General features: G+C 55.2%; 12 protein-coding genes and 2 tRNA genes. 12 read left to right on the top strand and 2 right to left on the bottom strand.

The annotated features are described in order from the left end of the window. Positions 1–260: 260 nt before the first annotated feature. Positions 261–728, bottom strand: a complete 468-nt coding sequence (gene bfr / locus AC3B8H_RS12780; protein ID WP_488441941.1) for a bacterioferritin — start codon at positions 726–728, stop codon at positions 261–263. A 241-nt stretch (positions 729–969) separates the two neighbouring features. On the opposite strand from bfr, the gene gcvT reads away from it, so the two are divergent. The 12 genes from gcvT (at position 970) to AC3B8H_RS12840 (ending at position 12,743) form a co-directional block, all read left to right on the top strand. Beyond that, the gene (gene gcvT, locus AC3B8H_RS12785; RefSeq protein ID WP_488441942.1) at positions 970–2,055 is read left to right on the top strand and encodes a glycine cleavage system aminomethyltransferase GcvT; all 1,086 of its coding nucleotides are present in this window, start codon (positions 970–972) and stop codon (positions 2,053–2,055) included. Between the two features lie 3 nt (positions 2,056–2,058). Beyond that, complete coding sequence (gene gcvP, locus AC3B8H_RS12790; RefSeq protein ID WP_488441943.1) at positions 2,059–4,965, top strand: aminomethyl-transferring glycine dehydrogenase; 2,907 nt, start codon at positions 2,059–2,061, stop codon at positions 4,963–4,965. Between the two features lie 150 nt (positions 4,966–5,115). Continuing rightward, positions 5,116–5,193 (top strand) — tRNA-Val (locus AC3B8H_RS12795). A 47-nt stretch (positions 5,194–5,240) separates the two neighbouring features. Then, positions 5,241–7,148 carry a threonine--tRNA ligase gene (thrS, locus tag AC3B8H_RS12800; protein ID WP_488441944.1) on the top strand — a complete coding sequence of 636 codons (1,908 nt, stop codon included), beginning with the start codon at positions 5,241–5,243 and terminating at the stop codon, positions 7,146–7,148. Positions 7,149–7,170: 22 nt separating this feature from the next. Next, positions 7,171–7,695, top strand: coding sequence for a translation initiation factor IF-3 (gene infC, locus AC3B8H_RS12805; protein WP_082885574.1), 525 nt, complete (start codon positions 7,171–7,173; stop codon positions 7,693–7,695). Between the two features lie 148 nt (positions 7,696–7,843). Continuing rightward, positions 7,844–8,041, top strand: coding sequence for a 50S ribosomal protein L35 (gene rpmI, locus AC3B8H_RS12810; RefSeq protein ID WP_054761633.1), 198 nt, complete (start codon positions 7,844–7,846; stop codon positions 8,039–8,041). Positions 8,042–8,072: 31 nt separating this feature from the next. Continuing rightward, entirely contained in the window at positions 8,073–8,435 is a 363-nt protein-coding gene (gene rplT, locus AC3B8H_RS12815) for a 50S ribosomal protein L20 (protein ID WP_064029735.1), read from the top strand. Positions 8,436–8,563: 128 nt separating this feature from the next. Beyond that, the gene (pheS, locus tag AC3B8H_RS12820; RefSeq protein WP_488441945.1) at positions 8,564–9,583 is read left to right on the top strand and encodes a phenylalanine--tRNA ligase subunit alpha; all 1,020 of its coding nucleotides are present in this window, start codon (positions 8,564–8,566) and stop codon (positions 9,581–9,583) included. Between the two features lie 14 nt (positions 9,584–9,597). After that, entirely contained in the window at positions 9,598–11,973 is a 2,376-nt protein-coding gene (gene pheT / locus AC3B8H_RS12825; protein ID WP_488441946.1) for a phenylalanine--tRNA ligase subunit beta, read from the top strand. A gap of 2 nt (positions 11,974–11,975) precedes the next feature. Beyond that, positions 11,976–12,272, top strand: a complete 297-nt coding sequence (ihfA, locus tag AC3B8H_RS12830; protein WP_426993711.1) for an integration host factor subunit alpha — start codon at positions 11,976–11,978, stop codon at positions 12,270–12,272. Then, positions 12,256–12,609, top strand: a complete 354-nt coding sequence (locus AC3B8H_RS12835) for a MerR family transcriptional regulator (RefSeq protein WP_064029728.1) — start codon at positions 12,256–12,258, stop codon at positions 12,607–12,609. The genes ihfA and AC3B8H_RS12835 overlap by 17 nt, the downstream gene beginning before the upstream one ends. A 57-nt stretch (positions 12,610–12,666) precedes the next feature. Continuing rightward, a tRNA-Pro gene (locus AC3B8H_RS12840) sits at positions 12,667–12,743 on the top strand. 77 nt (positions 12,744–12,820) lie between these two features. Here the strand turns inward: AC3B8H_RS12840 and AC3B8H_RS12845 are convergent. Beyond that, positions 12,821–13,103 (bottom strand): tyrosine-type recombinase/integrase (locus AC3B8H_RS12845; RefSeq protein ID WP_488441947.1); only part of this gene is annotated, 283 nt, incomplete at its 5' end.

The raw sequence follows: 13,103 nt of genomic DNA on the forward strand, positions 1-13,103 counted from the left end.
ACGCTAATCGCGGCTACGATCAAATGTTGGTTGTCCGGTAACTTGCTGACATTGGCTCGACAACGCCTCCGACCGGTAATGGCCGCCTGCCAGCGAATTCAACGCGACTAATCGCGCCAAATTTAATGGCATTTGCTTTCATTGATTGGCGCAGCTACCTTAGTCCATTCGGCTTAATTGCCTAAGTCCATTTCTCTCGGAACACTCCAACATTGCCAATTCAGGACGAGCTAAACCAACTGGCTCGTCCGGGTGCGAGATTACATTTGAGATTGCAGATAGTTTTCCAGGCCGACTATTTGGATCAGACCTAATTGCTGCTCCAGCCAATGAGCGTGGTCTTCCTCGGTGTCGTCCAGCATCACTTCCAGAATTTCGCGGGTTTGATAGTCGCGCACGCTTTCGCAGTAGGCGATGACTTTGCGCAACGCGCCGACCACCGAAATTTCCACCGTCAGATCGTTTTTCAGCATTTCCGGAACGGTCGCGCCAACCAACAGCGGGTCGCGCTTGGACAGATTCGGCGTGCCTTCCAGGAACAGGATACGCTTGATCAGCGCATCGGCATGGTTGGTTTCGTCCTGCACTTCGTGGGCGATGCGCTCGTACAGTTTGTGTAGTCCCCAGTTTTGGTACATTCTGGAATGCACGAAGTACTGATCTATCGCTGTTAGCTCGCCGGCCAGCAGTTCGTTAAGGTAGTCGATGACTTGTTTGTCGCCTTGCATATCCGCTCTCCCGTGTTGAATTAGTTGGCGGCTATGGTAATACAAAACCCTTTGGCCCGGTGGGTTTCACGCGGTGGGCTCGGGCATTTTCGGCTTTCTGGCTATACTCAAAACGTCGGCCGCATTCGCGGTAGCGACTCGTCTTAAAGGAAGTTCGCGCCTTGCTCCGACGAATTGGCGATTGCCGCTGTTCACGGTAAGCTTGGGCTGGCTTCGATCGGCGTTGTCCAGGAGGGTAGATATGTCCGAGTTAAAGACCACACCGCTTTGCGAGTTGCACGGCCGGCTGGGTGCCAAAATGACCGAATTTGCCGGTTATCGCATGCCGGTGCAATACGCCGACGGTATTCTGCGCGAGCACCGGCATTGCCGAGACCAGGCCGGTTTGTTCGACATTTCGCACATGGGTCAATGCCTGGTGCTGGGCAAGCAGGCCGCGCAAGCGCTGGACCGTTTGACGCCCGGCGGCATGGCCGAGCTTGCCGTCGGCGCGCAAAAATATTCGGTATTGACCCATCCCGACGGCGGCGTGATCGACGACATTATTGTCACCCGCATTCCGTCCGGCGTTTCGATCGTGGTCAACGCCGGCTGCAAGGCTGGCGATTTCGCGTATTTGCAACAGGTTTTGCCGGCGAGTTGCGAATTCGTCGAGCAGTCGGAGCTGGCTTTGCTGGCATTGCAGGGGCCGATGGCCGCGACCATCATAGCCAAGTTTTCGCAAAGTGCCGCCGCCTTGAAATTCCTGCAGGTTTGCGACGACGACATTGCCGGGATCGCTTGCCACATCAGTCGCAGCGGTTACACCGGCGAGGACGGCTTCGAGCTGTCGGTGCATGTTGACGATGTCGAGCGGCTGGCCTTGCTGTTGCTGGAACAGGACGGCGTGGCGCCGATAGGTTTGGGCGCGCGCGATACCCTGCGCTTGGAAGCCGGTTTATGTCTGTACGGTCACGAGTTGAGCGCCGATATTGGTCCGGTAGAAGCCGGGTTGTCGTGGGTGTTTAAGAAAGGCCATCAAGACTTTCCCGGTAGCTCGGTGATCTTGCCGCAATTGCAACACGGACCGAGTCGGCGCCGGGTCGGATTGAGCATCGCCGGCAAGATGCCGGTGCGCGACGGCGCCAAAGTGTTCGCCGACGGGCGACAGGTTGGCGTCGTTACCAGCGGCGGCTATTCGCCCACGCTAGGCCGGCCGATCGCGATGGCCTTGGTCGAAGCGGCCTGTAGCCGAGTCGGCACCGAAATGGTTGCCGAAGTGCGGGACCAAACCGTCCGCGCCAGCGTCTGCCGGCTGCCTTTTGTTCCTCACCGCTACCGGAGATAGCTTATGTCGGAACGTCTACGTCTGGATCAATTGGAAATGCGCGGCAACTTTATCCAGCGCCATATCGGCCCGGATAGCCGGCAGACTCAGGCCATGTTGGCCGAGTTGGGTTTGGAACGGTTGGAGGAGTTGATCGATAAAGTGGTGCCGGCCGACATTCTGAACCGCGAACCGCTCAAGCTCACCGACACCATCAGCGAGCGGGCAGTGATCAAATATTTGCGGCGGATGCGCGAGCGCAATCAAGTGCTGACTTCGATGATCGGCATGGGCTATTACGACACCATTCTGCCGGCGGTGATCAAACGTAACGTGCTGGAGAATCCCGGTTGGTACACGGCTTACACGCCGTATCAGGCCGAAGTCAGCCAAGGCCGCTTGGAGGCCTTGCTGAACTTCCAGCAGGTGATTATCGATTTAACCGGCATGGAGCTGGCCAACGCCTCGCTGCTGGACGAAGCCACCGCCGCCGCCGAAGCGATGACGATGTCGCGGCGGCTGGCGAAGAACCCGTCGAATCTGGTGGTCGTGGACCGCGACTGCCATCCGCAAACCATTGCCGTCGTGCAAACCCGAGCCGGATCATTGGGCTATCGGGTGCTGGTGGCCGACCCGTTCGACGGTTTGGAACAACACGATTTCTTCGCGCTGATTCTGCAATATCCCGGCTGTAGCGGGGATATTCGCGATTTGACCCGGCCGATTGCCGTTGCCCACCAAAAACAAGCCTTGGCGACGGTGGCCGCCGATTTGTTGAGTCTGGTGTTGTTGAAACCGCCGGCGGCCTTTGGCGCCGACATTGCGGTCGGCAGCGCGCAACGTTTCGGCGTGCCGATGGGTTACGGCGGTCCGCACGCGGCTTATTTCGCTACCCGCGACGAGTTCAAGCGTTCGGTACCGGGCCGCATCATCGGCGTGTCCAAGGACGTACACGGCCAGATGGCGTTGCGGATGGCGCTGCAAACTCGCGAGCAGCACATTCGTCGCGATAAGGCGACCAGCAATATTTGCACCTCGCAAGTGTTGCTGGCGGTGATTGCCGGTTTTTACGCGGTGTACCACGGCGCGGCCGGTTTGCGCTTGATCGCCGGCCGGGTGCATCGCTACGCGCAGATCCTGGCCGCCGGCATCGTCGAAAGCGGGCATCAAGTGGTCAGCCGTTGTTATTTCGATACCATCGTCGTTCGCTTGCCCAACCGGGCCAAGCGTATCGCGGCCCAAGCCGAAGAGGCCGGCATCAATTTGCGGGTGATCGACGCCGACCATGTCGGAATTTCGCTGGATGAAACCACGACCCGCGATCATTTGCGGGCACTGTGGCAGGTGTTCGTGTCGCCGGTTGCGGATTTGCCGGATATCAATGGCTTGGACGCTAGCTTGAGCGAATGCATTCCTAACCAACTGTTACGCGGCGACGCGATTCTGCAACATCCGGTGTTCAGCCTGTACCACTCCGAAACCGAGATGATGCGTTACATGCGCCGGCTGGCGCGGCGCGACATTGCCTTGGATAGAGCGATGATTCCGCTCGGCTCGTGTACGATGAAGTTGAACGCGGCGACCGAGATGCAGGCCATCTCGTTTTACGAGTTCAACGCGATGCACCCCTTCGTGCCGCCATACCAAGCCCAGGGCTATCAGCAATTGTTCGCGGAATTGGAGGACATGCTGTGCGACCTGACTGGATTCCAAGCCTTTTCGTTTCAACCCAATGCCGGCTCGCAAGGGGAATATACCGGCTTGCTGGTGATCCGTAAATTCCACGAAGTCAACGGCCAAAGCCAGCGCACGGTGTGCTTGATTCCGGCGTCCGCCCACGGCACCAATCCAGCCAGTGCGGCGCTGGCTGGCCTGCAAGTCGTGGTGGTGGCTTGCGACGAAAACGGCAACGTCAGCGTCGACGATTTACGGGCGATGTTGGCCGAGCATGGCGATCATGTCGCGGCCTTGATGATTACCTATCCCTCAACCCACGGCGTTTACGAACAGGCTTTTCGGCAAATCTGCGAGCTGGTACATCAGGCCGGCGGACAGGTGTATATGGACGGCGCCAATTTTAATGCCTTGGTCGGCCTGAGTCGGCCGGGTACGATTGGTGCCGACGTGATGCACTTGAATCTGCACAAGACCTTTTGCATTCCGCACGGCGGCGGCGGACCAGGCGTTGGGCCGATCGGCGTGCGCGAGCATTTGGCGCCATATCTGCCGGATCATCCGGTGGTGGAGGGTGTCAATCCGTTCAAAAATGAACACGGCACGGTCGGCACGGTGTCGGCGGCGCCGTGGGGCTCGGCCAGTATTCTGACCATATCCTGGGCTTATATAGCGATGATGGGCGCGGCCGGCCTGAAACGAGCCACGCTGACCGCGCTATTGAACGCCAATTACGTCGCGCGCCGGCTGGCGCCGCATTATCCGATTCTGTACACCGACGCCAATGGCTGGGTCGCCCACGAGTGCATTATCGATTGCCGTGCGTTCAAGAAGACGGCCAACGTCAGCGTCGAGGACATCGCCAAGCGTTTGATCGATTACGGCTTTCACGCGCCTACCGTGGCGTTCCCGGTCGCCGATACTTTAATGATCGAACCGACCGAAAGCGAAAACCAAGCCGAAATCGACCGCTTCTGCGACGCGATGATCGCGATTCGGCATGAAATCAACGATATCGAGGAAGGGCGCGCGGCTGGCGACAACAACCTGTTGCATAACGCGCCGCATACGCATAGGCTGCTGTTACAGGAATGGCGCTTGCCGTATTCGCGGCAACAAGCGCTGTTTCCGGATAGCCATCAACACGACGACAAGTATTGGCCACCGGTCGGTCGCATCGATAATGTCTATGGCGATCGCCATGTATTCTGTAGCTGTCCGGTGGATTGGACGGAAGCGGATTCGGGCGCGGCTTGACACTCGCGATGAGTCGGGACTTTAGGTTTAATGCGCCGATTCTCTTGGAATACCGCGCAAGCCAACGGAGCGCGACAGCGATGTTGGTGGAAAAAAGCTTGCAACAAAAAAAAACATCGTTATAATGTCGGAATCGAATGACAAGACTTTAGGCGCGTAGCTCAGTTTGGTTAGAGCACCACCTTGACATGGTGGGGGTCGGTGGTTCGAGTCCACTCGCGCCTACCAAATATAAAGCACCGCATGACGGTGCTTTTTTTATTGTGGGATCGAAAATGCCGGTAATTACACTTCCAGACGGTTCTCAACGCCAATTCGACCAAGCGGTTACCGTAATGGATGTCGCCACGTCCATCGGCGCGGGTTTGGCAAAAGCCACCCTGGCGGGCAAGGTCAATGGTAAATTAGTCGATGCCTCCACGCTGATTGAAACCGACGCCACTCTGCAAATCGTAACATCCAAGGACGAGGAAGGCGTTGAAGTGATTCGCCACTCCACCGCGCATTTGCTGGCTCAGGCGGTTAAGCAGCTATTTCCTTCCGCTCAAGTCACGATCGGTCCGGTCGTCGAAAACGGCTTTTACTACGACTTTGCTTTCGAGCGTTCGTTTACGCCGGACGATTTGGCGGCTATCGAGAAACGCATGCAAGAACTGGCCTCGCAAGATATCGCAGTTAGCCGTTCGGTGTTGTCGCGGGACGAGGCGGTCAGCTTTTTCGAGGGTCTTGGCGAAAAATACAAGGCGGAGATTATTTCTTCGATCCCTGCCAACGAAGATTTGTCGCTCTACAACCAAGGCGACTTCACCGACTTATGTCGTGGTCCGCATGTGCCGAGCACCGGCAAATTAAAAGCGTTCAAGTTAATGAAGATTGCCGGCGCCTATTGGCGTGGCGACTCCAAAAACGAGATGTTGCAACGCATCTACGGGACTGCCTGGGGCGATACCAAGGAGTTGGCGGCTTATCTGCATCGACTAGAAGAAGCCGAAAAGCGCGATCACCGCAAAATCGGCAAGGCCTTGGATTTGTTTCATACTCAGGAAGAAGCGCCGGGCATGGTGTTCTGGCACGACAAAGGCTGGACCATCTATCAACAGATTGAGCAATACATTCGCGAAAAACTGCGAGTGAACGGCTATGGCGAAGTCAAGACTCCGCAGATTGTCGATCGCAGCTTGTGGGAAAGGTCGGGCCACTGGGATAAATTCAGTGCGATGATGTTCACGACCAATTCGGAAAGTCGCGATTACGCGGTCAAACCGATGAACTGTCCGTGCCACATCCAGATTTACAACCAGGGCATCAAGAGCTACCGGGATTTGCCGGTTCGCCTGGCCGAATTCGGCTCCTGCCACCGTAACGAACCTTCGGGGACGCTGCATGGCTTGATGCGGGTTCGCAACTTTGTCCAGGATGACGCCCATATCTTCTGCACGGAAGACCAGATTCAGTCCGAGGTTTCGGCGTTTATCGATCTTTTGTTCGAAGTCTACAAAGACTTCGGCTTCGAGGAAGTCATTATCAAGCTGTCCACCCGTCCGGAAAATCGGGTCGGCGACGATTCCGTCTGGGACAAGGCGGAAGGCGCGCTGGAATTGGCGCTCAATAACAAAGGCTTGGATTGGCAACTACAACCCGGCGAAGGCGCGTTTTATGGTCCAAAAATCGAATTTTCGTTGAAAGATTGCATCGGCCGAGTGTGGCAGTGCGGCACGATACAGGTGGATTTCTCGATGCCGGCTCGCCTGGATGCCAGTTATATCGGCGAAGACAGCGCTCGCCATGTGCCCGTAATGCTGCACAGGGCGGTCTTGGGTTCGCTGGAGCGTTTCATCGGCATTCTGATCGAGCAATATGCCGGAAACTTTCCGCTGTGGCTGGCGCCCGTCCAAGTCGTCGTGATGAATATTACCGACAAACAGGCCACTTACGCCGAACAAGTGCGTCTCGAGCTGGAAAAACAAGGTCTTAGAGTTAAAATTGACTTGAGAAACGAGAAGATAGGCTTTAAAATCCGCGAGCATTCCATGCAACGTGTGCCGTATTTACTGGTAATTGGCGACAAAGAGATGGAGAATAAGACCATCGCCGTACGTACACAGCAAGGCGACGATCTGGGAAGTCTGGCAGTTTCTGAGTTGGTTGAACGCTTGAAACAAGAGATTGCCGACAGGAAATAATAACAACGTGGAGGATTAGGGTATCAGCTCTAAAAAAGATGCAACACGCTTAAACACCGACATAACCGCTAGACGGGTACGGGTGATAGGCGCAGAAGGTGAACAAGTCGGTGTAGTCTCAATAAACGAAGCTTTACAGCTTGCTTACGACGCAAATCTGGATCTGGTCGAGATTTCGCCGAATGCCGATCCTCCCGTTTGTAAAATCATGGATTTTGGCAAGTACCAGTTTGAGCAAAACAAAAAACTGCAAGCTGCCAAGAAAAAGCAAAAGCAAATCCAGATTAAGGAAATCAAATTCCGGCCGGGTACCGAAGAGGGTGACTATCAGGTCAAGATTCGGAGCTTGGTCAAATTCCTTAACGAGGGCGACAAAACCAAGATCACCGTGCGATTTAAAGGCCGCGAACTGACTCACCGCGAGTTGGGTATGGACCTGCTGAAGCGCATCGAAACCGACCTGGAAGAGCTGGCCTCAGTCGAGCAATTCCCCAAGTTGGAAGGTCGGCAGATGGTCATGGTGATGGCCCCGAAAAGAAAGAAATAATCAAGATTTCGCCGTTTCGATAAACGGTAGTCCGCGCGGGATGGCGCGGTCTCAAGGGCTCTTTGCCCGAAAATTCAATGGGGCCAAGCATTTTGCCTCACTGGGTTTTTTCTCAGGGACTATTACTTTGACTCATTGGAGAAAACAAATGCCAAAACTGAAAAGCCACAGTGGCGCGGGTAAGCGCTTCAAGAAAACCGGCACCGGCGGTTTCAAATGCAAGCAATCGCATAAACGCCATATCCTGACCAAGAAAACCACCAAACGTAAAAGACAATTGCGTAAAACAGCCATCCTGCACCCATCGGATACGCCATTGGTAGCGCGCATGCTGCCTTACAGTTGATCGATTCGTCATTTGCAGAGAGAGTTAAAACATGGCTAGAGTTAAACGCGGCGTCACCGCTAGAGCAAGACACAAAAAAATTCTGAAACTGGCTAAAGGCTATTATGGCGCCCGCAGCCGAGTCTATCGCGTCGCCAAGCAAGCGGTCATCAAAGCCGGTCAGTACGCTTATCGTGACCGTAAGGCCAAAAAACGCCAATTCCGCGCTCTGTGGATTGTGCGTATCAATGCTGCCGCGCGTCAGTTCGGCATTTCCTACAGTCGCTTGATCAACGGTTTAAACAAAGCCAATGTCGCGATCGATCGCAAAGTCCTGGCCGATTTAGCGGTTCGCGACATCGAAGCGTTTGGCGAAATCGCCAAAGTGGCCATCGCCAACCAAAGCAAACCGTAACAAAAACCGAGCCGTCCGTCAGGACGGTTCGCGGTCGCTACCTCTCCGCCAAGGCGGGGAGGGCTCCCCGGGAATCCGCCAAAGGGAGCGGTTACCCCCCTCAATGTCAGACTATAGTGAGCTGAGTCGTGTCGGCTGGTATCGAAGATATTATTACGCAGGCATTACAAGCGCTTGCCAATGCACAAGATCTGGAACAGTTGGATCAGATCAGGGTTCATTATTTAGGCAAAAAAGGCCTGTTTACCGAGCGCATGAAGGCCTTGAGTGGTTTGGACCCCGAGCAGCGGCGGAGCGTCGGTCAAGTCATCAACAATGCCAAAACCGCTTTTCAGGACGCGCTCGAAACCCGTAAGCAGTTGTTGGAGAATGCCGAACTTGAGGCCCGTCTGGCGGCGGGGCGAATCGACGTTACCTTGCCCGGTAGAGGTCAAGCCAGCGCCGGGCTGCATCCGGTGACCGTCACCCAGCGCCGCATCGCCAAGATTTTCGCCGACGCCGGTTTTACGATCGCCGAAGGTCCGGAAATCGAAGACGATTACCATAATTTCGGCGCGCTCAATATTCCCGAGCATCATCCGGCCCGGGCCATGCACGATACTTTTTATTTCGATGCGCATACCGTGCTGCGGACCCATACGTCGCCGGTGCAAATTCGGGTCATGGAAACGGAGAAGCCGCCGCTGAAAGTCATCGCGCCCGGCCGCGTTTATCGTTGCGATTCCGATATGACGCATTCGCCGATGTTTCATCAGGTCGAGGGCTTTCTGGTGGATACCGACGTCAGCTTCGGCGATCTGAAGGGCGTCATATTCGAATTTTTGCGGGCCTTTTTTGAAAAAGAAGTCGATGTAAGATTTCGGCCTTCCTATTTCCCGTTCACCGAGCCATCGGCCGAGTTCGACGTGTCCTGTGTCATGTGCGACGGCCGGGGCTGTCGGGTTTGCAAACAGACCGGCTGGCTGGAAGTGGGCGGATGCGGGATGATTCATCCGGAAGTCTTCAAATCGGTCGGCATCGATCCCGAGCAATACTCGGGTTTCGCCTTCGGAACCGGCGTTGAGCGACTGGCCATGATGCGTTACGGTATCAACGACCTGCGGATGTTCTTCGAAAACGACTTGAAATTTTTGCAACAGTTTAGGTAACGGTGGATTGAATCATGCAAGTTAGCGAAGCCTGGTTGAGGGAGCTGGTTAACCCACCGATCGACACCGCCGCCTTGGTTGCCCAACTGACGATGGCCGGTCTGGAAGTCGATGCGGTCACGCCGGTCGCGGCGGAATTCAGCGGCGTCGTCGTCGCGGAAGTGCTATCGACGGAGCAGCACCCCAATGCCGACAAGTTAAGGGTTTGCCAAGTCAATGTCGGTCAAGCCGAACCTCTGCAAATCGTTTGCGGTGCCAGCAATGTCCGGCCAGGTTTGAAAGTCCCGGCCGCTTTAATCGGCGCGGTCTTACCCGGCGATTTCAAAATCAAGGAATCCAAATTGCGCGGCGAGCTGTCGTTCGGAATGCTGTGTTCGGAAAAAGAACTCGGTCTGGCGGCGAGTTCCGACGGTTTGATGGAATTGCAAAGCGACGCGCCGGTAGGTGTCGATATTCGCGAATATTTGTTGTTGAACGACAATATTATCGAGTTAGGACTGACGCCAAATCGAGCCGATTGCCTCAGCGCGATTGGCGTTGCCAGGGAAATGGCGGTATTGAACAAGCAGGTATTTACGCCCACCGAACCCGATGTGGCCGAAATCGGTCATCCAGAGATGCTGGAAGTTCGGGTTGAAGCACCCGACGCTTGTCCGGTTTACTTGGGACGCTTGATTAAAGGCATAGCGTCCGACGCCAAAACCCCACTCTGGATGCAGGAGCGCTTACGCCGTAGCGGCGTCCGCAGCTTGAGCGCGGTCGTCGATGTCACTAATTTCGTGCTGTTGGAATTGGGTCAGCCCTTGCACGCGTTCGATGCGGCGAAACTGGCCGCGCCCGTCGTCGTTCGGCACGGTAGGCCGGGCGAGTCGCTAGCGTTGTTAAACGACCAAACCATCGTGTTGGACGGCGACAGTCTGGTTATTGCCGATCAACGCCAAGCCCTGGCGTTGGCCGGTGTGATGGGCGGCAAGGACAGTGCGGTGTCTGATCAGACTAGCGATATTTTCCTGGAATGCGCATTCTTCACGCCAATTAGCGTGGCCGGCAAGGCTCGCCAATATGGTTTGCATACCGATTCGTCCCACCGTTTCGAACGCGGCGTCGATTTTAGATTGCAACGTCGAGCTATTGAACGCGCGACGCAATTGATACTTCAGATTGCCGGTGGTAGCGCCGGTCCGATTACCGAAGCCGTCAGCGAGGATGCTCTACCGACCCGTAGTCCGGTCAAGCTGCGTAGGGACCGAATCGCCAAGATACTCGGAATCGAATTTTCCAACGAAGCGGTCGCGACCTTATTTCAGGGCTTGGGAATGGCGGTTGCGCAAGTCGCGGATGGTTGGGAAATCACCCCGCCGGGATTTCGCTTCGACATCACTATCGAAGCCGATCTATTGGAAGAAATCGGCCGCATCCATGGCTATAACAACCTGCCCAGCAGCAATTTGCGCATGCGCGCGGAACTGGGCAAGGCGCCGGAAAATCGCTTGACACTCGAGCGTTTGCAAGACGCATTGGTGGATAGAGGCTATCAGGAAGCGATCACCTACAGCTTTGTCGATGAAGCAATGCAAAATGCCGTCGCACCCGGTACCGAATTTATACGGATTCAAAACCCGATTTCGTCGGAATTGGCGGTAATGCGTACCACGCTCTGGTGCGGTCTGTTGAACGCCGCGCTTTACAACACTCATCGCCAACAAGGTCGAGTCCGTTTGTTCGAGTCTGGCTTGCGTTTCGTATATCGTGACGGCCAGATCCAGCAGCAAAAAATGCTCGCCGGATTGGCCCTGGGTAGCGTTCACGCGGAACAATGGGGAGAGAAGGCCCGCAAAGTCGATTTCTTCGATGTGAAGGCTGATGTCGAAGCTCTACTCGCCTTAGGTGGGTCAACAGCCGATTTCCGCGGCGCTCAACAGGCGGCCTTGCATCCTGGGCAATCGGCGGAAATCGTAGGTTTTGGCGGCGAAGGTATCGGTTGGCTGGGAATGTTGCATCCTTCGTTGGAAAAGCAGTTGGGTTTCGATAGTCCGGTATTTTTATTTGAACTGGCTCTCGATGCGTTAACCGTTCGGCAAGTGCCCAGCTTCAGCCCGCTGTCGAAATTCCCGTCGGTACGCCGGGATTTAGCGGTACTGGTCGATCAGGCCATTGCCGCCGGCGATATCGTCCGCTGTATCCTAGACTGCCGCGAACCGGCGATTCGGGAAGTGGCGATTTTCGACGTCTACCAAGGGCAAGGCGTCAGTGAGGGTCACAAAAGCGTGGCCTTGAGTGTGATATTACAGGATTTCGAGCAAACTCTGACCGACACGGAAATTGATGCTATATTTCGCAGGGTGCTCGATACTTTGGCGACCAATCTGAATGCAAAATTGAGGGAGTGATTGTGGCATTAACCAAAGCAGACATTGCGGAAAGACTCTTCGAAGACCTCGGCTTGAACAAACGAGAAGCCAAGGAAATCGTCGAATTGTTTTTCGAAGAAATTAAACGCTGCCTGGAGACCGGAGAACAGGTGAAAATTTCCGGGTTCGGCAAATTCGAGCTGAGAGATAAAAACGGCCGGCCGGGTCGTAATCCGAAAACCGGAGAAGAAATCCCGATTACTCCACGCCGGGTCGTGACGTTCAGAACCGGACAAAAACTGAAAGCCCGAGTGGAAGCCTATGCTGGAACCCAGTAATAACAACGAGTTGCCGGTTATACCGGCCAAGCGCTATTTCACGATAGGCGAAGTCAGCGAACTATGTGGGGTTAAGCCCCACGTTTTGCGATACTGGGAACAGGAATTTAGCGAACTGAGTCCGGTAAAACGTCGCGGCAACCGCCGTTACTACCAACGACACGACGTATTGCTGATACGGCAGATCAGAGCGTTGCTGTACGAGCAAGGTTACACGATAGGCGGCGCTAGGGCGCATCTAGCCAGCGGCAGCGCCAAGGAAGACACTTTAAGGACCAAGCAACTCATCCACCAGATGATCAGCGAGCTGGAAGATATTTTAGAGCTTTTGAAGTGATCAATCAGCGAAACCGTGTTACCATAGCCGGCTAGTTCAGTTTATCGCATTTCTTTTCGGGGCGTAGCGCAGCCTGGTAGCGCACTTGTCTGGGGGACAAGGGGTCGTGGGTTCGAATCCCGCCGTCCCGACCAATTTAATCAATAGGTTACATCGCTTTTTGTGCCATACATTTTTTACGTTGTGACCAAATTGTGACTTGGTTTTTCGGTTATCCGGGTCTGCCAACCCGTCTAAATCGATCAAGTTCGACCACGTCACATACTTGCAGGACCGAGTTATCGGCATGGGGCTTTAGGTGCTCACTGGATAAATGCGCGTATCTAAGGACCATGTCGTAGCTTGCCCAGCCACCCAACTTTTGCAGAGCGTCAAGCGGTGTGCCGGCCTGGATATGCCAACTTGCCCAGGTATGCCTTAGATCATGCCAACGAAAGTCGTCAATGCCCGCTCTACTTAGCGCCTTCCTCCACGCGGCTCCGCCGGCTTTTTTG

The sequence above is a fragment of the Methylomonas sp. BG-2 genome (genome assembly GCF_057766305.1).